Below are 22,243 nucleotides of genomic sequence, written 5' to 3' on the forward strand. Positions count from 1 at the left end.
GAAACTAGAACATAATGATAAACTAATATCAGTTACTTTTAAGGAGTCTTAAATATGTACATCAGTCCAATTTTTCTACAAACAGCTCTATACATCGTGGCAGCTATTTTAATTATATTTATAATCGGGATAACAATATTTAAATATCGAAATAAATTAAAGCTTTGGGACAAGTCAATGACTCTTGCCTCAGTTGTCCTGTTAAACTGCATATACTCGATTCTCTCCTACTTCTTTGACTTCCCTTATGAACTAAGCTCCATCATCACTGGTGGTCTCTCATTGGTTGCATTTGGGTACATCGTAGTTATCATTTGGGAATTGATCAAGAATAAAAAAGCTGCAGATACTAAATAAGCGACCAACCAATTAGGTTGATCGCTTATTTTTTTAATTATCTTGTTGATTCACGTTTTACAATACTATATGGCAATTTAATTGTATTTTCGTCAATAGATTCTTGATTCATCATCTTAGTCAATAGACGCATAGCAACAGCACCAATATCGTAAAGTGGTTCTTCGACTGAACTCAATTTAGGACGTGTTACTTCACAAAGCACTGTGTTATTACTTGTAAATACTTCAAAGTCTTCGGGAACTTTTGTACCAGACTTCATAGCTGAGTTTAGAATACCTGCAGCAAGTAAATCTTCTGTAACGTAAGCAGCAGTAGCACCACTATTCTTAACAGCATCCCAAATGGCTTCTCCAGCACGAACTGAGTATTCAGCTTCAAATACTAAGTTTGATGAGAAGTTGATATGTGCTTTTTTCAAAGCTTTTTTGTAACCGTCCAAACGGAATTTACCGTCGATAGGATTCTCAAGACTACCGCCAACAAAGGCAATCTTCTTGTGTCCGTTTTGAACCAATGTATTAATTACATTGTAAACAGCATCAGTAAAATCAATGTTTACACTAGCTGTCTCGTTGTTGCGATCAACTGAACCTGCAAGAACGATAGGTGTCTTTGAATTGCTGAGAGTACGTTTTACTTTTTTAGAAAGTTGTTTGCCCATGTATATCAATCCATCAACTTGTTTTGATAATAGATTATTCAAAATTTGTTCTTCATCACCAATAGACTCTTGTAGTGACGTCAAAATAATGTTGTATTTATACATTGATGCAACGTCATCGATACCTTTGGCTAATGAAGCGAAATACAGGTCTGTGATATCCGGGAGGATAACTCCAATGGTTGTACTCTTCTTGCTTGCAAGACCACGTGCTACAGCGTTAGGACGATAGTTCAAACGATCGATCACTTCTAGTACTCGTTTTCTTGTTTCTTCTTTAACGTTTGCATTTCCATTGACGACACGTGAAATTGTGGCCATTGAAACATTTGCAGCCTCAGCCACGTCGTAAATAGTTACCACTTTTTTTTCCATAGATGTTTCACTCTTTCAGTTTTTTCATTTAGCTACTACAAATTTATCAAACTATAAAGAAATTTGCAAGCGGTTACGAGCTGAATCTGACAAGTTTTCATATATTTTCACAAGGAAAATCATTTTCAGTGTTATACTCTGGATAGATTGGAAAAAGGAGAGATATTATGAAGTCACAATTATTGGATCTACAAAAATATCTTGGTGAGAATAACTACGATATTGCTTACATATCAGACCCTACTGATATAGATTATTTTACAGGATTTTATAGTGATCCTATTGAGCGTATCCTTGCCCTATTGGTATTTCCTGACAAGGATCCATTTATTTTTGCACCACAATTGGAAGTAGAATCAGTTAAGAAAGCTGGTTGGGATAAAGATGTCTTTGGTTATTTAGATAACGAAGATGCTTTCAAATTAATTGCAGGACACATATTAGATGTTACAAAATCAGCTCCTAAAGTTTGGGCATCAGAAAAAGATAATCTTTCTGTTCAAAAACTTGAAGCAATCAAGCAAAACTTCCCTGACGCAGAATTCCCAGGTAACTTATCCAGATACATGGAAAAAGCTCGTTTGATCAAGACACCAGAAGAGATCAAATTGCTTGAAGCTGCTGGTGATGAAGCTGATTATGCATTTACAGTCGGATTTAATGCTATCAAAGAAGGACGCACAGAGCAAGAAGTAGTTGCAGAAATCGAATATGCAATGATGAAAAAAGGTGTCATGCATATGAGTTTTGATACAATCGTTCAAGCCGGCGAGAATGCTGCTAATCCACATGGTGGACCAGAAAAGAACCCTATCCACAAAGATGAATTGGTTTTATTCGACCTCGGTACTGTTCATCAAAGATATATCAGTGATGCTTCAAGAACTGTTGCTTTCGGAAAACCAAGTGATAAAGCATTGGATATCTACAAAGTTGACCTAGAAGCACAATATGCTGCAATGGATGCTGCAAAGCCAGGAATTACTGCCGCTGAATTAGATAAGGTTGCACGTGACGTTATCGACAAAGCCGGTTATGGTGAATACTTCATTCACAGACTAGGACATGGTATCGGAACTTCAGAGCACGAATTCCCATCAATCATGGAAGGAAATGATCTCGTTCTTGAACCAGGCATGTGCTTCTCAATTGAGCCAGGAATCTACATCCCTCACGTAGCTGGAGTTAGAATTGAAGACTGTGTTCATATTACCGAAAATGGTAATGAACCATTCACACACACAAGTAAAGAATTGAAATATATCGATTAGTTTATATTAAATGGAATACAGGCATTAATTGCCTCTGTATGCACTTATTAGTATTAATTAATATAATGATACCGAATAAACAAATATTCCGTATAAACGAATATAAAGGGATTGAGCCAATTTGAAGTGCAAGACAAAAGTTAGACAAAATTAAATTATTTAAGCAGCTAAGGCATGTTCCCGGTATTTTACTGGTGACATGCTTTTTGTTTCTCTTGAGATTCTTACATTGTTATACCAGCTCACGTATTCTTGAGAGATTGTTTTCAGTTCCTCTATATTTTTGCACGGTGGGAATCCTACTAAACATTCGGTCTTATATATGTGAAAGAAACTCTCTATTGGTGCGTTATCCAGACAATTTCCCTTCCTAGACATACTTTGAACAAGATTGTTTTCTATTAGAGTCTCGGTGTAATAGCTTAGTTGATAGTGCCATCCTTGGTCAGAATGTATGATGGGTTTTGCCCAATCAGGTAGTTTTTTGAGGAGTTCACTTAATGTATCTTTTATCAGTTCTTTGTTAGGACTATCGTTTATTTGGAATGCCAAGACTTCTTTACTAGCTTCGTCTGTTATCGCTGAAATATAAGCCCATTTATTACTGGCTAATTTAACTTGTGTAACGTCTGTATGAAGAACCATGTAGGGCTCTGTTTCTTCAAATAATTGATTCAATGCATTGATACAAACTTTCCCGACCTTACCTTTAAATGACGAGTAATGATGATTGATGTGTTTGTTATACATAGTTACCTGAATGCCCATCTCTGACATTAACTTTCGAATAGTATCTCCACATAGATGTATTCCACGTTTAGCTAGTTCATCGCCGATTCTACGGTAACCATATGTTAATCTGCCACGAAATGTACCATCTTTAGCTATCTCCAGTATTGTCTTTTTCTCTTGAACATACTTATCCTTATGATTCTTGATCCGTTTTCTCTCGTCGTGATAAGTTGCCTTATTTAGATCAATTACACGAAGTAAGTCACCAATTTTATATCTTTCTGCCTTTGGTAGTTCTGCTTGGTCAGCCCTGATCTGATCGACTATTTGTGTTTTTTGACGCCCTTTGAAGGTCCGAACAGGGTCATTGATTTTTTTAGTATATCTCGCTCCAACTTTGTGTCATAAAGCTCCTGATTCTTCAGAGCCAGTTCCTCTCGCAAACGATCAACTTCATTCTTGTTAACCAATTTACGTACTTGTTTCTTGCTTCTCTTCTTCAATGGATTCCTACCTTTTTGATGAGGCTGGAGAGCTTCAATCCCGTTGCAATCAAACAATGCATTCCAAGAACTTACTTGAGAACGCAAGATATCATATTTAGAGGCAACTTCTTCAGTGGACTCATCGTGAGTTTTATAGTAGTCTATCACACTAAGCTTGAACTCTGCTGTGAAGGTACGTTTACCTTTACGTCTGACAAGGGAATCCATTCCAGATAACCGATATCTTCTTATCCAGCGGCCAATTTCCTGGGAGGGCAAGTTATATTCTTCAGCTAAATCGTTGTAACTACAGTTTCTCTGTAGATAATTATTTATTACCTCAGCTTTGAGAAGCAGATCATATTTGGTCATAAAAAAAATACCCCACAATTGTTAGAATTTTTGTCTAACAATTGTAGGGCACTTTAATTAGCTCGATTCCTTTTGTCATTGTCGATCAAACCCACTAAAAAAGGATTAAGCTGATTAGCTTAATCCTTTTTGTCATCTGTATTTTTAATGTCTTTTTCATCAAAAACAATATCTGTTGTATCTTCATCATCAGCGTACTTTTGAGCTTTGTCGATCATAGTATCTTTCAAAGCATCAGTCTTTTCATTGAAATTGTTGATCAAATTATTTTTGTCAGCTAATCCCATACCACCATTGTTGAAATCGCTACGAATTGTTTTGATATTTTCTAGAACTTTTTGGCCAGATTCACTTACCAAATATCTTGAAGCGAAATATCCAGCAACACTACCTAGGATAACTCCTACTAAAAATCGTCTTTTTTTCATGACTATTTCTTCTTTCCAGGCATGAACTTAGAAATACCCTTAACGATAGTTGCTGCATTAGCAAGGCTCAAAATGCTTTGTAATCCGAAACCACTTGCCTTTGGCTTGTCTGAAGTTGCATCAGCAGCCTTGTTACCAAGATTTTCAACTGTATCAAACAATGGATTCAATTTGCTTGATTTACTATTAACGTCATCCATCAATGTGTTTGTCTTATCAACTAAACGACCACTTTGATCCAAAATACGATCAGTATTCTTTGTGATAACAGTCAACATAGTTGTTGTTTCCTTTATTGTATCTTGTAACTTCTTCAATAATTTTGCCGCTTGAACTAATGTTACAGCTAAGAAAATTACTAATACTACGAATGCAATAGCTGCAATAAGTCCTGCGATTTGTCCACCAGTCATAATAATTCCTCCTAAAAATGTTATAGCAAGTTAATACTAGCATTATTGTGATACTACGGCAACGCTTACCAAATTATCCAATCTTGCCATTTTGACTCAAGCTTCCTGATAGCGTTACCACGATGGCTGATTTTATTTTTTTCTTCCATTGGAACTTCAGCCATAGTTTTTCCTAATTCTGGTACATAAAACAATGGGTCATAACCGAATCCATTGTCTCCCTCAGGAAAATTAGCGATTCTACCTTTGACCTCACCCTCAACAACAAGGTCTTCAGGATTATTTGGGTTGGCAAACACTAAAACTGTCACAAAACGTGCGCTTCTTTTTTCCTCAGGTATACCACCCAAGTTTGAAAGTAACTTCGCGTTGTTGGCTGCATCATTGTGGTCACCAGCATAACGTGCTGAACGAACCCCTGGTTGTCCAAATAGCTCGTCCACTTCAAGGCCAGAATCATCAGCAATCGTTGGTAAATGATATTTTTCCATAACCGTATGTGCCTTGATCGTCGCATTCTCCTGGAAAGTGTCACCAGTTTCTCGGATCTCAGGTACATCTGGTAAATCTAATAAAGTCTTTATTTCATATTTATCAGTGTCAAAAATACTTCTAAATTCTTTTGCTTTATTGGGATTACTAGTTGCTATGATTATTTCCTGCATTGTTGTCCTCCAAGTTTACTAAATCCACTTTATTAAATTTACCTTCGAGCCAATCAGTTGCCAATTTTTTGAAAGTTTCTAAATTAGCAGTTGTGTGTAGAATTATATTTCCAGCAACATCTGAACCAAACATATCGTTTTCTTTTAAGTATGTTGAAACCTCTTTGACTGTTTCGATACTAGGATTGACCAATGTAATACTGTCACCCAAATATGAATTGATATCTTTAGCAATCATTGGAAAATGAGTACAACCTAAAATCAAAGTGTCTATTTTTGTTTCTTTGTAGGGTTCTAAAGTTTCAGCAACCTTGGTCATCGACTTATCAGTTCCAGTTTGGTCACGTTCAACTAATTTAACAAAGCTCTGAGCTGCAACACCAATAACATTGATTTCGGGATCCAAGTCATCAACGTATAATGAATAACTTTTTGAATCAATAGTTGCTTGAGTACCAATTACTCCGACTTGTTTATTCTTGGTGATTTCTGCAGCGGCTCTTGCACCAGGTTTGATAACTCCAAACATTGGAATGTCAAATTCACGTTGCAACTTTGGCAATGCTCTTGCTGTAGCCGTATTACATGCATAAATAATTACTTTACAATTTTCATCGATTAAATATTTCACCATTTCGCGAGTATATTTAATAATTTCTTCGGTTGTTTTAGTTCCATAAGGCATATTTGCTTCGTCACCAATAAATACAATGTCTTCATTGGGTATCTGATTCATAACTTCTTTGACAACTGTTAGTCCACCGACACCAGAATCTAACAATCCAATTGGTCTTTCATCACTCATATATGACACCTCACTAATAATTTAAGTAAAATTTGTGTAAAATCGTAACTTTGTTTAATTTGTAACGACGTTCCGCCTTAAAAAGGTCATAACCTAATGATATAATAACTTCATGCAAAAGGAGTACGAATAATGGCTAAAAATACAAAAAATAAAGAAAAAGACAATGTAATTGAAAATTCAGAGTCCATCGAACATGAAGAATCTGTTGACACTGACGGTACTCTAACTGAAAAATACTTTGCCGTTTCAGTACTTCGTGATTTCGTTCTACCAGATCTCTTAGACAAAGATACTCCTGAACTCTTATATTGGGCAGGCAAAGATTTGAGTAGACGTTTAGCTCTTCAAGACATGAATGATCTGACAGGAGTTTTCAAAAACGCTGGGTTTGGCATTTTGAGCATCACCAGTCAAACCAAAGGCAGTTACAAATATAAGCTAAATGGTCCAGAAGTTTTGCGTCGTTTTGATATCAACAACGACAAACCTGAATTCTCATTAGAAGCAGGTTTGATCAGTGAAACCATTCAGAATACTATCGGCGCTTATTGTATGGGTAGTTTCACCCTAGATTTGAAGAATAAAGAAGTTACGATTCTTATACAAATCGAACGAAACTAAAATATACACCAAAAGAGGCTCAGATGTTAATACATCTGGGCCTCTTTTTTATAAAAATTAATCTGTATAACCGTCAAGAATCTTAGCTAATTGAGCCTTGCTGTGGAATCCTGTTAACTTATCGACAACTTTACCATCTTTTTTGATGACCAAAGTTGGAATAGCCATAATTCCAAATGATTCTGGAGTTTTAGGATTGGCATCAACGTCCATCTTAGTAAATTTAACAGCATCGTTTTCGCCAGACAATTCCTCGATTACTGGTGATTGCATACGACAAGGACCGCACCATGTAGCCCAAAAGTCAGTAATAACTACACCGTCTTTTGTTTCTTCTTCGTAATTTGTATCTGTTAGTTCATCAACCATATAGCTCACTCCTTTTATTCATACTAAAATACTATCACTGAATTTATCAATTAAATACTATTTTGCTCATACTACAGGTCAACAATAGTTGCACCTGAACCACCTGAACTGGCTGGAGCATAACCAAATGATTTAACTCTAGGATTCTCACGTAAGTACTTAGTAACAGCATTTCTGATTACCCCTGTACCGAATCCATGGACGATAGTAACTTGATTATAACCTGCAAGTAATGCTTCATCAATATAGTTATCCAAATCAGTCATTGCCTCATCGTAGCGCTCACCACGAAGATCTAACTTAGTTGAAAGTGTAGAACTCTTGGTACGACGCACCATTGTTGGCTTTGGTTCTTCTTTTTCTGGTTTCTGATTAGATTTCTCCAAATCGGAACCATCAAATTTCATCTTCAAAATACCTAACTGAACTTCATACTTATCATTTTTATCTTTTCGAACAATCGTTCCAAATTGGCCATAAGGAATTGCTTTGACTTCGTCACCGACTTTTAGTTCTTTCTTACGCTTAGCGCTACGTAATACACGGTTTCTCTTTGCTAAGTCTTCCTGATGTAAATTCTTCAAGTCTGTACGAGCAGAAATGATTTGATCAGCCTTAACAGCGTTACCAGAGCGTTCCAATTCTTTCAATCGATCAATGATTTTCTCGGACTTCTTCTTAGTACTCGAGACAATTTGATTAGCTCTGACTTTAGCTGCTTGAATCTCGCTGTCCTTAGAGTTATCCAGTTCAACTCGCTTACTTTCAAAGTCATCTTGAATCTTCTTATTCTTAGATAGCTGTGAATCAAGCTCTTCATTCTTAGTTTCAAATTCTTTACGACGTTTTTCCAAGTCACTGATCATATTATTAAGGTCTTGGCTTTCGCCACTCATCAATGATTCACCACGCTCTACAACGCTACGATCCATCCCTAATCTGGAGGCAATGTTGAAAGCATTACTTGCTCCAGGAATACCAATCAGTAATCTATAAGTAGGCTTAAGTGATTTATCATCAAACTCCATACTTGCATTGATTGTATCTTCAGTGTTGTAGGCATAAATTTTCAATTCTGGATAATGGGTCGTTGCCATGATCACACAATCTGATTTAGAAAGTTTTTCCAAGATTGCGATGGCAATTGCGGCACCTTCTTGAGGATCAGTACCGGCTCCCAACTCATCGATCAAAACTAAACTATGCTCTGAGACATTCTTCATAATATTGATGATGTTATCCATATGAGACGAGAATGTACTCAAATTTTGCTCGATCGACTGTTCATCACCAATGTCGACGAAGACTTCATCGAAAACTGCAATCTGACTTTCCTCATGTGCAGGAATAAATAATCCTGCTTGAGCCATGATTTGAATCAACCCTAGCGTCTTCATGGTAATAGTTTTACCACCAGTATTAGGTCCAGTGATCAACATTGTCTTATAGCCATCACCGATTTGAATATCATTAGCTACGACCCTATCAGCGTCTATGAGAGGATGTTTCGCTTCTTTCAAGTCAACAGTGTGGTCATTTGAAATCAATGGCTCAGTGGCCTTTATTTGGTTACCATACTTGGCCTTAGCATTGATCAAGTCAAATGAAGCCAGAACTTCATTGTTCTTTAAAATATCATCTATTTCAGGGCGAACTAAATCTGATAATTCTGCTAAAATTTTGATTTCTTCTAGTTTCTCTGAAGTTTGTGCATCGTGCAATTGATTATTCAAACCTACAACTGCCTGTGGCTCAATATAAAGCGTTTGACCACTGGCACTCTGATCATGAACTACTCCACCAAATTTGGTTCTATATTCAGTTTTTACCGGCACTACAAATCTGTCATCACGCAAAGTTACAATGGCTTCGGTCAAATACTTAGTATTCTTACCACGTGTATATTGTTCCATTGATTGACGGATCTGATCATTGAAACGATTAATCTGGTTTCTGATATAACTCAAATTTTCTGAAGCAGTATCAAGTACTCGTCCAGTATCATCTAATGATTTATCGATTCTTTTTGTTAGTTCAGGATTATCGATCAAATCCTCACTCATACCGTACAACTCACGTAATTCAACTTCGTCATCATGTAATGTTTCAAAAAATTCTTTTAGTTCGCTGGTATTCTTTAAGACTTGTCCGATTGCAGCCAGTTCAGTTCCATTCAGGTTACCATCTTTTTTTAGACGATTAGCTTGGTCATGTAAATCGGCCAACTTACGAACTGGAATCTCACCCTTTAATCTAACAATATCCATACCATCTTTTGTCTGATCTATCAGTCTTTGAACGATTGATTCGACAGACATGGGCATTAATTTCTTTAATAATGTTTTCCCACGTGATGTAATCAGATATTTGGCAATTTCATCTTTGATCTTGTCAAATTCCAATACATTCAAAGCTTTATTATTCATATATAATCTCCGTTAAAAAATTTAAATCATAATCAACAATCTATTCTAATACGAAAAGTGTAAAAAAGGTTAATTCTCCACTTATCTATGCAAAGAATTAACCCACTTTTATTATTAATTTATTTTAAACTGATGCAATCCACAATGAAGTTAATCCCTTTGTCAGCAAAGGTGATCCTTCAATAATGGCTGATGCCACAAACGAATGGCTCAAAGCGTGCTGAATTCCTGAAACAGGAATCATTGCAAGCATTAATAGAACCATGAATATAGTCACGTATGTAACTAAAAGTCCTAAAATCCCACCACTCAATAAGTTAACATCATTGTACATTGGAACATAAGTTAAACGTTTGAAATATAAACCTGCAAAACGAATAATTATCCAACCTACAAAGCATACAAAAATAAATGCAAAGGCACGATAAAATGCATCATCAAGTTCCATTCCAACTTTTGTTGAGAAAAAAGCAAATTCACTACCCAAACTTGCGGATGGATATGGAACAATCATTTCAAATTTTGGTCCTAGAAATCGGAAAGAAACTAAAGCCAAACCAAAAAACAAGCTATATCCAATTGTATAAAAAGCTTGCATGGCCAATCCACGTCTAGCACCTACGTAAAAACCGTAAACTAAAAGTAAAATAATTAACAGACTTAGCATTGTATCCCCTTAAAATTAGTTCAGTGTATTGATTAATTTTAGCACAATAATTGAACAACCAATAATTGTTATTGATATCTTCATGAAAATAAGAAATTACGAACCATGAAATAACGGATTCTTACTTCATGGTTCGTAATTTTAGATATCCTGATCGTCATCAGTTGTAAATGTGTTTAGTACTTCTTGTACCATGTCCCATTCTTCTGGATCTTCAATGGGATCAAGCTCACCAGCGTCAACGTCTCCGTTTTCGTCTGGTGAAAATGAAAATGCTTGAACTTCTATTTCCTCCGAGTCTTCAGCATCTTTTGGATACAAGAAAACATAAGATTTGCCATAATCATCTGAATCAAATGTAAAGAGAATTTTGTATGTTTCCTCATTGCCTTGATCATCGCTTAAAATAACTTCGTTCATTTCGTTATTTGATTCTGGTTTTTCACTCATAATATCACCTAATTTCGTGTTAGCTTTCCTTTGGCGTCCAAATAATTTTGTAAAATCATTTCAGCGGCTATCTTGTCGATAACTTTTTTTCGCTTGTTTCGTGAAACATTTGCTTCATCAACTAACATTCGTTCAGCTTGAACGGTAGTAAGTCGCTCATCAATAAAATCGACTGGTAATGAAAATTTATCTTCGACCATTTTGCCATACTCACGTGATTTTTCAGCTCTTGGACCTTCGCTGTTATTCATGTTTTTTGGTAATCCCAAAACGACCCCAGTAGCCTGTTTATCCTTGATGATCTCACCAAGTCTATCCAAACCAAAATCCTCTTTATCTTCATCGATCCTAATAATTTCTACACCCTGTGCGGTCCAACCTAACAAGTCACTTGCTGCGACCCCAACTGTTTTGGAGCCAACATCCAATCCCAATAAGCGCATTATTTATTCTGGTTGAGATAACTTTTAACTAATTCTTCGATTATCTCATCTCGCTCATGTTTTAAAATCAGATTTCTAGCATCATTATGACGTGGAATGTAGGCCGGGTCACCAGAAAGAAGATATCCAACAATTTGATTGATTGGATTATATCCTTTTTCCTCTAGTGATTGATAAACACTTTGCAATGTTTCTTTGACATCTTTGCCTTTATTTTCATTAAAATCAAAACTCATAGTTTTATCAAGAGAACTCATGGCAAACCTCCAATTAGCAAGTATTAGTGACTGTTAGTAATTCACTTACCATTATAGACCACTTTAAGAATTTTTAATAATATCTTTAGCTTTTTGTAATGCTTTTGTTAAACCAGCTGGATCTTTGCCACCGGCTTGGGCCATATCTGGACGACCACCACCGCCACCTTTGATTTCTGATGAAATTTGTTTGATCAAATCTCCAGCCTTTAATCCTTTGGCTTGAGCATCTTTTCCGACAGCAACAACCAAGTTTGCTTTTCCGTCACTACCAGCACCAAGAACTAAAATATCTGAGCTGTTTTCACTCTTCCATTTATCAGCAAGTTGTCTCAATGTCGACATATCGTCGGCAGCAATAACTGTTGCAATAACCTTTAATCCATTGATATCCTCAACGTTATCAAATACTTCATTTGATTTTTGAGCAGTCAATTGAACCTTTAGGTTTTGGTTATCACGTTTCAATTGTTTAATTTCTTCAACTAATTGAGCAGCACGATTTGGTACTTCCTTTAACTGGTTGACTTTCATATTTGTTGCAGAAGATTCCAACAACTTGAGATTATCATTCAAGTATTCGAATGCTTCTTCGCCTGTTACAGCATCGATACGTCTAATACCTGAACCAACAGCTGATTCTGAAGTGATTTTAAATAGTCCCAATTCAGAAGTATTTCTGGCATGAGTACCACCACAGAATTCAGTTGAATAATCATCGACTTCAACAACACGGACAACGTCACCATATTTTTCACTAAACATGGCAATGGCACCTTTCTTCTTCTTTGCTTCTTCAATGGGAAGCACTTCAGTAACAACTGGGATTGAAGCCCAAATTTTTTCGTTGACGATCTTTTCAAGTTGGCTGATTTGGCCATCAGTTAGTCCTTCATTACTGTTGAAGTCAAAACGGAGATAGCCAGGTTCAACCAATGAACCAGCTTGATGAGTTCTTGGTCCCACAACATCCCTCAAAGCTTGATCTAACAAGTGGGTTGCTGTGTGGTTGTGACGTACTTTTTCACGGAAATCTGTATCAATCTTCAAGACATATTTTTGATTGACGTCCAATTCAGAAACAACGTTGACCAAATGAATGTTTTGTCCATTTGGAGCATGTTGAACATCCAAAACTTCAGCTACTTGGTTATTATTTTGATCATAGATATTACCAATATCAGCAACTTGACCACCCATTTCTGCGTAGAAAGGAGTCTTATCAAAAATCAATTGAGCTTTTCCAGTAACAGAAGTTGCTGTATCAACGATTTCATCATTAACAATAATATCTTTCAAAGTTGCTGTGACTTCATCTTGATCATAACCAACGAACTCACTGTCTGTCTTTATTTCCATCAAGGTTTCATCTTGCATACCCATTGATTGCAAATCGCCACGAGCCTTACGTGCACGTTCTCTTTGCAATTCCATGTTTTCCTTGAATCCATCTTCATCGACATTCAAGTTTTCATCATGAGCATATTCAACAGTCAATTCAAGTGGAAAGCCATATGTATCATAAAGTTTAAAGGCACTTTCACCGTCAATAACTTTTTCATTCTTTTTGTGTAAGTCTGCAATAACACCATTCAATAATTCGAGACCATCATTCAATGTATCTGAAAAACGTTTTTCTTCTTGTTGAATAGATTTTGCAATAAATTCTTGTTGTTGACTAACTTCTGGATAGTAACTTTCCATAATTGATCCAACTATTGGAACTAATTTATACAAGAAAGGTCCATCGATACCCAATTTTTTACCATTCAAAACAGCACGTCTGATCAAACGTCTAATAACGTATCCACGACCCTCATTTGAAGGCAATGCTCCGTCACCAACGGCAAACGAGACAGTTCTAACATGGTCAGCAATGATCTTGAACGAAATATCATCAGCATCGCTTGTATCATACTTACGACCATCACTAAGCTTTTCAACTTGGTCAATGATTGGCTTGAATAAGTCAGTCTCAAAATTAGTTTTTGTTCCTTGAATAACAGATACCAAACGTTCCAATCCCATACCCGTATCAATGTTCTTATGAGGTTGTTCAACGTATTTACCAGAAGGTAAATGGTTTAATTCAGAGAAAACAATGTTCCAGACTTCAAGGTATCTTTCATTCTCTCCACCTGGATAACTCTCTGGATCATCTTCTGATAGATTATTGAAGCTTTGTCCACGATCAAAGAAAATCTCTGAGTCAGGTCCACAAGGGCCTTCACCGATATCCCAGAAGTTGTCCTCAACTTTGTAAATGTGCGAAGGATCTACTCCAGCTTCTTGCCAAAGTTTTTGAGTTTCAGTATCTTTTGGATAAGTTGTGATATAAAGCTTATCAATGTCCATATCCAACCATTCTTCACCAGTCAAGAACTCTAAAGCCCAAGGAATTACTTCTTTTTTGAAATAGTCACCTACTGAAAAATTACCAAGCATTTCAAAGAATGTTTGGTGACGAGCAGTACGGCCAACGTTTTCAATATCATTGGTTCTGATACATTTTTGAGCATTAGTGATTCTTGGGTTCTTAGGAATTACGGAACCATCGAAATACTTCTTTAATGTTGCTACACCAGAGTTGACCCACAAAAGTGTAGGATCATTTACTGGTATAAGTGAAGCACTAGGTTCGATCGTATGACCTTTTGATTGGAAAAAGTCTAAAAACATTTGTCTGATTTCAGCACTTGATAAATTCTTCATAGTTCTCCCTTAAAACAAAAATCGTTGCAACTTCAAGGACGCCCATGCGCGGTACCACCTTGTTTGCAACGATTATCGTTAGCCTCTCAACAGAATATATATTATTTTTTAATTTGGCAGCAATAAACAATTTTCATCTAGGCATTTTCACCGACTAGCCTTCTCTTTTCGATTTCAATTACTTATTATATCCATTAAAAATTTTAATTGGAGGAGCCCCAAATGTCAATATTTGTGGACTATATTTAATTTTATTTACCGCGACGTGCTTTTCTCAAATCACGTTGTTCTTGACGGTTCTTGATCTTTCTCTGTTGTCTCTTTTCAGTATTGATAGCAGACTTGATCTTCTTTTTATAACCTGGCTTCTTCTTGACCTTTTGCTTTTTAACAAAACCAACTAGTTTTGTATCAAGCTTCTCAGTTGTAGCATGACGTTTCGTACGACGTTCACGATCGTAACCGTCCACGATTTCATCATTCTTCAGCTCTTTAGGCTTGAACTTAATTCCCATGTGTTCGATCTCAGCAACTTTGTTTTCTTCTCCAGGATTATACAAAGTAATTGCAATACCAGACATACCATTACGACCTGTACGTCCAACACGATGGATGAAGAATTCAAGGTCATCGGGAATTTCAGCGTTGATAACGTGAGAAACACCCTTGATGTCAATACCACGAGCAGCTAAATCAGTTGCCACTACAAACTGATATTCCATGTTTTCAATTTGTCTCATGACACGTTTACGTTCACGAGGAGTTAGACCACCGTGAATACGTGCAACGTTTAGACCTTGTTGTTTCAAATATTCATATATTTCATTAACTGACTTTTTTGTGTTAGCAAAAATCAGTGCCATATATGGTTCACCCAAAGTCATCAGCTTGTATATCAAAGCCTTCTTATCACGACCATGCGTGAACATTAGCCAATTATCGACGTTCTTAGCGATAACATTTGGATTTTGGATCTCAACACGTTTTGGACCAGTCATATATTGTTTCAAGAATGGTTCCAATTTTTGTGGGATAGTTGCTGAGAAAACAGCAGTTTCATGGACTTCTGGCATCTTAGCAGCAATGTTATTAACATCATCCAAAAATCCCATATCAAGCGTCATATCTGCCTCATCAACGATAAATCTTTCGACATCGTCAATACGCAAATCATTTTCTTTGATCAAATCCCAAAGTCTACCTGGTGTTCCAATAGCTATTTGAGGTTGATGTGCTTGCAATTTCTTTTGTTGACGTTGCTTATCTGTTCCACCAACAAAGATAAAGGCATTGTATTCTTCTGGATAATTCTTAAGCATATTTTGTGTATCTTCATAAATCTGATATGCCAACTCACGACTAGGTGTTGCGATAAGTGCCTGAACTGTTGGTTCTTTGGTGATCGAATTTACGATCGGTAATAAGAAAGCATGTGTCTTACCTGATCCTGTTTGGGATTGGACAATTACATCTTTCTTCTTATTTACAAGTGGTATAACTGCCTCTTGTACTTCTGTAGGTTCATCGAAATGAATCTCTTTTAATGATTTGTTGACCATATCATTAAAATTGTATTGTGAAAATTTTGTCATCTATTCACCTTTCTGGTAAAAGTCTTTAACTAATTCAATCAACTCATTAAAAATTTGATCTACTTCGGCTAAATCTTTTGCATTAGCACCACTGGCTAAAGGATGTCCTCCACCAGTATGTTCCTTAGCTAATTCGTTAATGACTGGTCCTTGTGAACGCAAATGGATCCTAAATGTTCCGTCATCTTTTTGTACGGCTTCGACCCATGAGTGGACTTCTGCTAAACGTCCTGGTGTCGAAACAACTGAGTTAGCCTGTTCTCTAGTAATTCCTAATTTTGTCATCAAATCTTCGTCGATCACTGCCATTGCAGCACCTGATTCATCAATTTTAAGACGATTGAACAACTCACCTTGTAGCTTAGCTTGTTGTAACGTAATCTCATTCATATTTTGATTGATCCCAGCGAAATTAATGCCAGTAGCCATCAGCTCGCCAGATACGTTCATAGTATGCTGAGTTGTTGATGGATAAAGGAAGCGACCAGTGTCACCAACTATACCAGCATAGAGATAATATGCAACCTCTTTAGTCAATTTAAATTCAGCATTTTGACTTATCAGGTCGGCAATGATTTCCGATGAGGAACTTGCCTCAGTATCCACAAACAATTGATCACCATAAGCATCGTCATTTGGATGATGATCGATTTTTACCAAGTACGCACCGGAATTGAATCTCTCATCGTCTATACGAGGAGTGTTGGCGGTATCACAAACAATTACAAGTGAACCTTCATAATCCTCGCCTGTAACTTCATCCATGGTCGAAAGCCACTTGAGTCCTTCAGCGTTACCCCCACCGAGTAAAACTTTTTTATTTGGAAAAGCTTGCTTAATTGCTGTTGCCAATCCTGTTTGTGATCCCAATGCGTCAGGATCGGGATTTTGGTGTCTAAGAACGATTATTCGATCATACTTTTTGATTGTCTCTACTATTTCTGAAAGTTTATTCATTTTTGTCCTCACTTGAAAAAAGTTTTAGCGATACTTCTTCGTACGATAATGGGTCTAAATTAGTAAGCGTTATTCCCAATAACCTTATTTTCTGATCATGAATATCAAGCTTGTCATAAATATCGCAGGCAATTTGATAAATTTCTGCTTCACCTTGAACATAATCTTGAAAGGTCATTCGTTTAGTTATCGTTTCAAAATCAGAATTACGTAATTTCAACACAACTGTCTTACCGTGTTGCCTACGTTTCTTCAAATCTTGGCTGACCATATTAGCAAGCTTCTTGAGCTGCTGTTTTATATCAGCATCATAAACGATGTTCCTATTATATGTCCGTTCCCGACCGATCGATTTACGAACACGATTACTTTCCACAGGTGAATCATCAATTCCATGCACACGACGGAACATCACATACCCCATTTTACCAAATGTCTGGATAAAAGTATCCTGGTCTAAGTTTTGTAAGTCTTCTCCATTAAAAATATTCATATCATGAAGTCTCTGCTGAGTAGTTTTCCCAATACCATTAAATTTTTCTATCGGAATAGGTTTCAAAAAATCTTCCGCATACTCACCAAGTATAATCGTTCTACCAAAAGGTTTTCGATAATCTGATGCCATTTTAGCCAGAAACTTATTATAGGAAATACCGACCGAGCATGTCAGCCTAGTTTCTTTGACGATCCGCTGCTGAATATAGTTTGCGACCTTAATAATATTAGTTTCATGTAACTTATTTTCAGTTACATCAAGATAAGCTTCATCTAATGCTACAGATTGATAGGTTTCAGTCACTTCTCCGAAAATATTATGAATGTATTCTGAAGTACTTCGATATAATTCAAAATTTGGTGGCACAATGACCAATTTTTCTTTTGGAATCAATTCAATAGCCTGTTGGGCCGGCATCGCGGAATGTGCACCATATTTTCGTGCATTATAATTGGCGGTCGTCACAACTCCATGGTGGTTATTTTTGCGTGGATCAGGAGCAACTAATAGACATTTCTTCTTATATTCTGGATGTTCACGTTCTTCTACAGACGCAAAAAAAGCATCCATATCGACATGGATGATTTTTCGGTTTTCTTCAATTCTGATTGGTATTTTTAGGAATCCGATGAACGTTCACCACCAATTCTAGTCTGCCCACACCCATGAATTACCATCTTTTTCGAGTAATTCAGATGCAGCATCTGGACCCATTGTATTACTTTCATAATTAGGGAAATCTGGAGTTTCACTATCCCATTTTTGACGAATTATATCAACATATTTCCATGCGTTCTGCAATTCATCCCACATTGTAAAGTGTATCTGATTGCCATCAAGTATGTCGATCATTAGGCTTTCATAGGCCTCACGAGCATGGTCGAAATAATCTTCCTTCTCAGGGAACTTGATGATGTCCTGATTTGATTCAAGATAATCAATTCCATTGACCAAGATATAACTGCCATCTTCAGGTTCGATCAAAATCGTAACTGTCGTATTTGGACGGATACCAATTTCTTCAGCAGCATCATTATAAACAATATCGATTCTTGATGACTTGGCAGGCATTCTCTTACCTGAACGAACGTAGAATGGAACACCACCCCATCGCTCACTATCAAATTCAACTTTACCGGCAACAAAGGTTTCAATATCAGAATTTGCATCGACATTATCTTCGTCGCGATAAGCTTTTTGCTTACCAGTAATATCCTCACCGTATTGTCCACGAACAAAGTTCTTATCAACTTCGTCAGGAGTCAAATCTTTCAAACTAGCAAAAACCTCACGTTTAACTTCGTGGATAGATTCTGAATCCAGTTTCGCAGGTTCATCCATAGCAACCGCACCGATAATTTGCATAATATGATTTTGAATCATATCACGTAGCACACCGGCAGTTTCGTAATAGCCGCCACGATCTTCAACACCCAATGATTCCGACAATGTCACTTGGACATTAGAAACATATTTGTTATTCAATGACTTCTCAAAAGTCTTGTTCTTCAATCTTATACGGGTCAATTGTTGAACCATTTGCTTACCTAAATAGTGGTCCATACGGTATATTTCATTTTCAGAAAATGTTTTTGTTAACGAACCATTTAATTCACAGGCACTGTCATATGAACGGCCAAAAGGCTTTTCGATAACCAAACGATTATATCCTGAAGTTTTAAGACCTTCAGAGTTGATATGTTCAGCAACTGTACCGAAAAATCTTGGAGCAATGGCCATGTAGTAAATACGGTTTTGGTCAGTCTCAAACTGATCATCCAATTTGCTTGCTAATTTTTTCAGAGCAATGTAATGGTCAGAATCTGTAACATCATGTGATTGATAGAAGAAATGCTTAGCAAAAGCCTGCATCTTTTCTTGGTCATCATCGATGTCTAATAGTGAAGTGACGACTGTCCCTCGATAGTAGTTGTCACTCCATGCACGTCTTGCAGTTCCGATAACTGCAAAGTGTTCTTTTAAAATTCCTGCTTTATATAGACCGTATAAAGCTGGATATAGTTTACGATGGGCAAGATCTCCAGATCCCCCAAATATAATAAAAACCGCTTTTTTCTCAGCTGCCATTTTCCTTACTCCTTTTACAAGCATCATACGTTCTTATTTTACAACATGAGTTATAAAACTTCTTTAATAAACTTTCATTCGACAAATTTTTAAAAACATATCTAATGAAACATAATAATAGACCCTCGAGTGTACTCTAAGGCAATAGTTTTTTTGCTTTTATGCAAAAAGAGCAATAATTATCGGAATCAGAATAACCATAATTAAAATTGCAGCAATAATCAAACCCACTTTTGCACCTCGAGATGCCGTAGCCAAAGCACTTTGATCCACATTATTACCAAAATACAGACCTACAAATACAAAAAGTAGTAGTAATAAAGAAGTAATATGTTTATTCATAATCCCAGTTTGTAACATAAAATAAATAATTATCTCGGCAACAAAAATGGAATATAAAGTAATGATCATGTTACGCATATCTTTTCCCATTATTATTCGACTCCTTTAAAACGTATACACAACAAGTAAAGTATACAGTAAAATCACCCGATATTTATGATAAGTTATTGACTAATTTATCAATTAGTTAAGCGGATACATTCATACAACAAAAAAAATATGCCATCGGCATATTTTTTAATTAGTCTTTGTCAGAATCGTCAGCTTTTGTATCGTCTGATTTTTCATCAGCAGCTGGTGCCTCTTTTGTTTCTGTTTCTTTAGCATCGTCAGAAGCTTTCTCGTCAGCAGGCTTTTCGTCTTTTGATTCAGCTTTCTTTTCGATATTCTTGTTTGTACTGTCTTTAACGTTATCTTTTGATTCAGCTTTACGAATAAAGTTCAAATCAAATGTTAAGTAAATACCGTCACAATCAACAACAACTTCTTTGTTGTCACGATCAATAGACTCGATTGTACCTTTGATACCACCAAGAGTAACAACCTTGTCGCCTTTGTCCATTTGTTTAAGCATTTCTTGACGTTTTTGTTGTTGCTTTCTTTGAGGACGAATAGAAATGAAATACATACCTACAAATAAAATTACGATGAAGATAAGCATTCCGTATTGTCCAAATGAATTACCAGCAGCAGCAGCGCCTAATGTTAATATATTCAAATTTTTCACCTCGTTAATTTATACCACATAATATAAGAATAACAAAAATTACAATTTCAATCCAGAAAATGAAACATATTTTTAATTAAATTAGAAATTTTTGGCATTCTTTTTATTAAATCCGTACTCTTCAAAAACATGTTCTCTGAATTCTAGCAAATTATCATCACGAATCGATTGTCTAACATCTGCCATTAGTTTCAATAGGAAATATAAATTATGATAACTTGTTAAATGTGTTCCAAACAATTCATTAGCATTGATCAAATGTCTGATATATGCACGACTATAATTACGACAAACATAACAATCACAGTTTTCATCAAGTGGTCTGAAATCACGTGCATACTTCGCGTTTTTAACAACTAATCTACCCTTGGTTGTCATACAAGTACCATTTCTGGCAATTCTAGTAGGTAGAACACAGTCAAACATGTCAATTCCACGAATGACACCGTCGATCAATGAGTCAGCGGAGCCGACACCCATCAAATATCTAGGCTTGTTTTCTGGTAAAAATGGTGCCGTGAAATCCAAAACATGATTCATTTCTTCTTTAGACTCACCAACCGATAACCCACCAATGGAGTATCCAGGAAAGTCCATACTAACAAGATCTTGCGCACTCTGTTTACGTAAATCTTCAAAACCAGCACCTTGAACAATTCCAAATAGAGCTTGCCAATCAGGATTACGATGGGCACGAAGTCCACGTTCAGCCCAACGACTAGTACGTTCAACAGAATCCTTGATGTAATCGTAGCTTTCGAAGAATGGAGGACATTCATCCAAACTCATCATAATATCCGGTCCCAAATCATTTTCGATTTGAATTGCTTTTTCAGGAGAAAGAAATTCACGACGGCCGTTCAAATGGTTTCGGAAATGCACACCAGCTTCAGTAATATCTCTAGTTTTAGCAAGTGAGAAAACTTGGAAACCACCAGAATCAGTCAAAATTCCCTTGTTCCAGTTCATGAATTTATGCAATCCACCAGCTTCCTTAACAATATCCTCACCAGGGCGTAGCCAGAGGTGATAAGTATTAGAAAGAATAATGGAAGCACCAATCTTTTCAAGATCCTCAGGTGACATATTCTTCACAGTAGCCTCAGTACCAACAGGCATAAACATAGGAGTTTCGAAAGTACCATGTGGAGTTTCAAGAAGACCTAAACGGGCACCAGTGTGCTTTTCTTTTTTGATTAAAGTGTATTTTACAGCAGGATCCATAGGATGAAGTCCTTTCTATTTAGAGAGTGAAAGACGCCGGGAGACTTCGAGCATTACCTAGGCAAATGGTTAATGCGTTTTCGGCATTCAACATTTGGCGTAGTAAGCGGAAAAGTCTGGCGTCTGTAACTCGTTTTGGCTATTTAGAGTAAAGCGTTTTATTTGTGTACGATTAATTTATTTCTTAGGATCCGAAACGAGTTCCACAAGCCAGATCCCTCCGCTTAGCCTAGGTTAGTAAAGGATGCCAAAAACGCATCATTCACTAACCTAGGCTATGCTCAGGATCTCCCGGCTTGTTG

The 22,243-nt window shown here is 36.5% G+C and carries 24 protein-coding genes; 3 read left to right on the plus strand and 21 right to left on the minus strand.

Features of this window, described 5'->3' with window-relative positions; translation table 11 throughout:
* Positions 1–54 precede the first annotated feature (54 nt).
* Positions 55–357: a hypothetical protein gene (locus EKM63_RS06615; RefSeq protein ID WP_125704968.1), complete on the plus strand. Its 303-nt coding sequence runs from the start codon at positions 55–57 to the stop codon at positions 355–357.
* A 37-nt stretch (positions 358–394) separates the two neighbouring features.
* On the opposite strand, the gene ccpA is transcribed toward EKM63_RS06615, so the two are convergent.
* A complete protein-coding gene (gene ccpA, locus EKM63_RS06620; protein WP_125704970.1) occupies positions 395–1,396 on the minus strand; it encodes a catabolite control protein A in 1,002 nt (333 codons plus the stop codon).
* A gap of 167 nt (positions 1,397–1,563) precedes the next feature.
* On the opposite strand from ccpA, the gene EKM63_RS06625 reads away from it, so the two are divergent.
* The gene (locus tag EKM63_RS06625) at positions 1,564–2,667 is read left to right on the plus strand and encodes a M24 family metallopeptidase (RefSeq protein ID WP_125704972.1); all 1,104 of its coding nucleotides are present in this window, start codon (positions 1,564–1,566) and stop codon (positions 2,665–2,667) included.
* A gap of 159 nt (positions 2,668–2,826) precedes the next feature.
* Here the strand turns inward: EKM63_RS06625 and EKM63_RS06630 are convergent, their stop codons facing one another.
* The 6 genes from EKM63_RS06630 to murI all read right to left on the minus strand — a co-directional run bounded on the left by EKM63_RS06630 (position 2,827) and on the right by murI (position 6,567).
* On the minus strand, positions 2,827–3,771 hold the full coding sequence (locus EKM63_RS06630; protein ID WP_125704974.1) for an IS3 family transposase: 945 nt from the start codon (positions 3,769–3,771) through the stop codon (positions 2,827–2,829).
* Positions 3,723–4,256, minus strand: a complete 534-nt coding sequence (locus EKM63_RS06635; RefSeq protein WP_125704975.1) for a helix-turn-helix domain-containing protein — start codon at positions 4,254–4,256, stop codon at positions 3,723–3,725. The genes EKM63_RS06630 and EKM63_RS06635 overlap by 49 nt, the downstream gene beginning before the upstream one ends.
* A gap of 119 nt (positions 4,257–4,375) precedes the next feature.
* Complete coding sequence (locus EKM63_RS06640) at positions 4,376–4,684, minus strand: hypothetical protein (RefSeq protein ID WP_125704977.1); 309 nt, start codon at positions 4,682–4,684, stop codon at positions 4,376–4,378.
* A 2-nt stretch (positions 4,685–4,686) separates the two neighbouring features.
* A complete protein-coding gene (locus EKM63_RS06645; protein WP_125704979.1) occupies positions 4,687–5,097 on the minus strand; it encodes a DUF948 domain-containing protein in 411 nt (136 codons plus the stop codon).
* A gap of 65 nt (positions 5,098–5,162) precedes the next feature.
* Complete coding sequence (locus EKM63_RS06650) at positions 5,163–5,762, minus strand: XTP/dITP diphosphatase (protein WP_125704981.1); 600 nt, start codon at positions 5,760–5,762, stop codon at positions 5,163–5,165.
* A complete protein-coding gene (gene murI / locus EKM63_RS06655) occupies positions 5,737–6,567 on the minus strand; it encodes a glutamate racemase (protein WP_125704983.1) in 831 nt (276 codons plus the stop codon). The genes EKM63_RS06650 and murI overlap by 26 nt, the downstream gene beginning before the upstream one ends.
* 132 nt (positions 6,568–6,699) lie before the next feature.
* On the opposite strand from murI, the gene EKM63_RS06660 reads away from it, so the two are divergent.
* Complete coding sequence (locus tag EKM63_RS06660; protein WP_125704985.1) at positions 6,700–7,191, plus strand: DUF2507 domain-containing protein; 492 nt, start codon at positions 6,700–6,702, stop codon at positions 7,189–7,191.
* Between the two features lie 57 nt (positions 7,192–7,248).
* Here EKM63_RS06660 and trxA read toward each other — a convergent pair whose 3' ends face one another.
* From trxA to tgt, 14 genes are all read right to left on the minus strand, one after another.
* Positions 7,249–7,560, minus strand: coding sequence for a thioredoxin (gene trxA / locus EKM63_RS06665; protein ID WP_125704987.1), 312 nt, complete (start codon positions 7,558–7,560; stop codon positions 7,249–7,251).
* A gap of 71 nt (positions 7,561–7,631) precedes the next feature.
* Positions 7,632–9,986 carry an endonuclease MutS2 gene (locus EKM63_RS06670; protein WP_125704988.1) on the minus strand — a complete coding sequence of 785 codons (2,355 nt, stop codon included), beginning with the start codon at positions 9,984–9,986 and terminating at the stop codon, positions 7,632–7,634.
* A gap of 124 nt (positions 9,987–10,110) precedes the next feature.
* Positions 10,111–10,653: a CvpA family protein gene (locus EKM63_RS06675; RefSeq protein ID WP_125704990.1), complete on the minus strand. Its 543-nt coding sequence runs from the start codon at positions 10,651–10,653 to the stop codon at positions 10,111–10,113.
* Positions 10,654–10,794: 141 nt separating this feature from the next.
* On the minus strand, positions 10,795–11,103 hold the full coding sequence (locus tag EKM63_RS06680) for a DUF1292 domain-containing protein (protein WP_125704992.1): 309 nt from the start codon (positions 11,101–11,103) through the stop codon (positions 10,795–10,797).
* Between the two features lie 8 nt (positions 11,104–11,111).
* Positions 11,112–11,546: a Holliday junction resolvase RuvX gene (gene ruvX / locus EKM63_RS06685; RefSeq protein ID WP_125704994.1), complete on the minus strand. Its 435-nt coding sequence runs from the start codon at positions 11,544–11,546 to the stop codon at positions 11,112–11,114.
* Positions 11,546–11,803: an IreB family regulatory phosphoprotein gene (locus EKM63_RS06690; RefSeq protein ID WP_048703872.1), complete on the minus strand. Its 258-nt coding sequence runs from the start codon at positions 11,801–11,803 to the stop codon at positions 11,546–11,548. Before EKM63_RS06690 ends, ruvX begins: the two co-directional genes overlap by 1 nt.
* A gap of 63 nt (positions 11,804–11,866) precedes the next feature.
* Positions 11,867–14,515 carry an alanine--tRNA ligase gene (alaS, locus tag EKM63_RS06695; RefSeq protein ID WP_125704996.1) on the minus strand — a complete coding sequence of 883 codons (2,649 nt, stop codon included), beginning with the start codon at positions 14,513–14,515 and terminating at the stop codon, positions 11,867–11,869.
* A gap of 251 nt (positions 14,516–14,766) precedes the next feature.
* Positions 14,767–16,107: a DEAD/DEAH box helicase gene (locus tag EKM63_RS06700; protein WP_125704998.1), complete on the minus strand. Its 1,341-nt coding sequence runs from the start codon at positions 16,105–16,107 to the stop codon at positions 14,767–14,769.
* Positions 16,108–17,064: a DHH family phosphoesterase gene (locus EKM63_RS06705; protein WP_125705000.1), complete on the minus strand. Its 957-nt coding sequence runs from the start codon at positions 17,062–17,064 to the stop codon at positions 16,108–16,110. It abuts the gene before it with no gap.
* Positions 17,057–18,190, minus strand: coding sequence for a DNA polymerase IV (dinB, locus tag EKM63_RS06710; protein ID WP_225418274.1), 1,134 nt, complete (start codon positions 18,188–18,190; stop codon positions 17,057–17,059). Before dinB ends, EKM63_RS06705 begins: the two co-directional genes overlap by 8 nt.
* A gap of 18 nt (positions 18,191–18,208) precedes the next feature.
* On the minus strand, positions 18,209–19,648 hold the full coding sequence (zwf, locus tag EKM63_RS06715; RefSeq protein ID WP_125705005.1) for a glucose-6-phosphate dehydrogenase: 1,440 nt from the start codon (positions 19,646–19,648) through the stop codon (positions 18,209–18,211).
* Between the two features lie 159 nt (positions 19,649–19,807).
* The gene (locus EKM63_RS06720) at positions 19,808–20,080 is read right to left on the minus strand and encodes a hypothetical protein (RefSeq protein WP_125705007.1); all 273 of its coding nucleotides are present in this window, start codon (positions 20,078–20,080) and stop codon (positions 19,808–19,810) included.
* Between the two features lie 151 nt (positions 20,081–20,231).
* Positions 20,232–20,708, minus strand: a complete 477-nt coding sequence (gene yajC, locus EKM63_RS06725) for a preprotein translocase subunit YajC (protein WP_125705009.1) — start codon at positions 20,706–20,708, stop codon at positions 20,232–20,234.
* Between the two features lie 90 nt (positions 20,709–20,798).
* The gene (gene tgt / locus EKM63_RS06730) at positions 20,799–21,941 is read right to left on the minus strand and encodes a tRNA guanosine(34) transglycosylase Tgt (protein ID WP_125705011.1); all 1,143 of its coding nucleotides are present in this window, start codon (positions 21,939–21,941) and stop codon (positions 20,799–20,801) included.
* Positions 21,942–22,243: the final 302 nt, after the last annotated feature.

This window comes from Companilactobacillus mishanensis (genome assembly GCF_003946505.1).
Lineage (GTDB): Bacteria > Bacillota > Bacilli > Lactobacillales > Lactobacillaceae > Companilactobacillus > Companilactobacillus mishanensis.

Coding starts and splice junctions, on each gene's coding strand:
- EKM63_RS06615 (WP_125704968.1), top strand. CDS start 55: ATGTACATCAGTCCAATTTTTCTACAAACAGCTCTATACATCGTGGCA.
- ccpA (WP_125704970.1), bottom strand. CDS start 1,396: ATGGAAAAAAAAGTGGTAACTATTTACGACGTGGCTGAGGCTGCAAAT.
- EKM63_RS06625 (WP_125704972.1), top strand. CDS start 1,564: ATGAAGTCACAATTATTGGATCTACAAAAATATCTTGGTGAGAATAAC.
- EKM63_RS06635 (WP_125704975.1), bottom strand. CDS start 4,256: ATGACCAAATATGATCTGCTTCTCAAAGCTGAGGTAATAAATAATTAT.
- EKM63_RS06640 (WP_125704977.1), bottom strand. CDS start 4,684: ATGAAAAAAAGACGATTTTTAGTAGGAGTTATCCTAGGTAGTGTTGCT.
- EKM63_RS06645 (WP_125704979.1), bottom strand. CDS start 5,097: ATGACTGGTGGACAAATCGCAGGACTTATTGCAGCTATTGCATTCGTA.
- EKM63_RS06650 (WP_125704981.1), bottom strand. CDS start 5,762: ATGCAGGAAATAATCATAGCAACTAGTAATCCCAATAAAGCAAAAGAA.
- murI (WP_125704983.1), bottom strand. CDS start 6,567: ATGAGTGATGAAAGACCAATTGGATTGTTAGATTCTGGTGTCGGTGGA.
- EKM63_RS06660 (WP_125704985.1), top strand. CDS start 6,700: ATGGCTAAAAATACAAAAAATAAAGAAAAAGACAATGTAATTGAAAAT.
- trxA (WP_125704987.1), bottom strand. CDS start 7,560: ATGGTTGATGAACTAACAGATACAAATTACGAAGAAGAAACAAAAGAC.
- EKM63_RS06670 (WP_125704988.1), bottom strand. CDS start 9,986: ATGAATAATAAAGCTTTGAATGTATTGGAATTTGACAAGATCAAAGAT.
- EKM63_RS06675 (WP_125704990.1), bottom strand. CDS start 10,653: ATGCTAAGTCTGTTAATTATTTTACTTTTAGTTTACGGTTTTTACGTA.
- EKM63_RS06680 (WP_125704992.1), bottom strand. CDS start 11,103: ATGAGTGAAAAACCAGAATCAAATAACGAAATGAACGAAGTTATTTTA.
- ruvX (WP_125704994.1), bottom strand. CDS start 11,546: ATGCGCTTATTGGGATTGGATGTTGGCTCCAAAACAGTTGGGGTCGCA.
- EKM63_RS06690 (WP_048703872.1), bottom strand. CDS start 11,803: ATGAGTTCTCTTGATAAAACTATGAGTTTTGATTTTAATGAAAATAAA.
- alaS (WP_125704996.1), bottom strand. CDS start 14,515: ATGAAGAATTTATCAAGTGCTGAAATCAGACAAATGTTTTTAGACTTT.
- EKM63_RS06700 (WP_125704998.1), bottom strand. CDS start 16,107: ATGACAAAATTTTCACAATACAATTTTAATGATATGGTCAACAAATCA.
- EKM63_RS06705 (WP_125705000.1), bottom strand. CDS start 17,064: ATGAATAAACTTTCAGAAATAGTAGAGACAATCAAAAAGTATGATCGA.
- zwf (WP_125705005.1), bottom strand. CDS start 19,648: ATGGCAGCTGAGAAAAAAGCGGTTTTTATTATATTTGGGGGATCTGGA.
- EKM63_RS06720 (WP_125705007.1), bottom strand. CDS start 20,080: ATGGGAAAAGATATGCGTAACATGATCATTACTTTATATTCCATTTTT.
- tgt (WP_125705011.1), bottom strand. CDS start 21,941: ATGGATCCTGCTGTAAAATACACTTTAATCAAAAAAGAAAAGCACACT.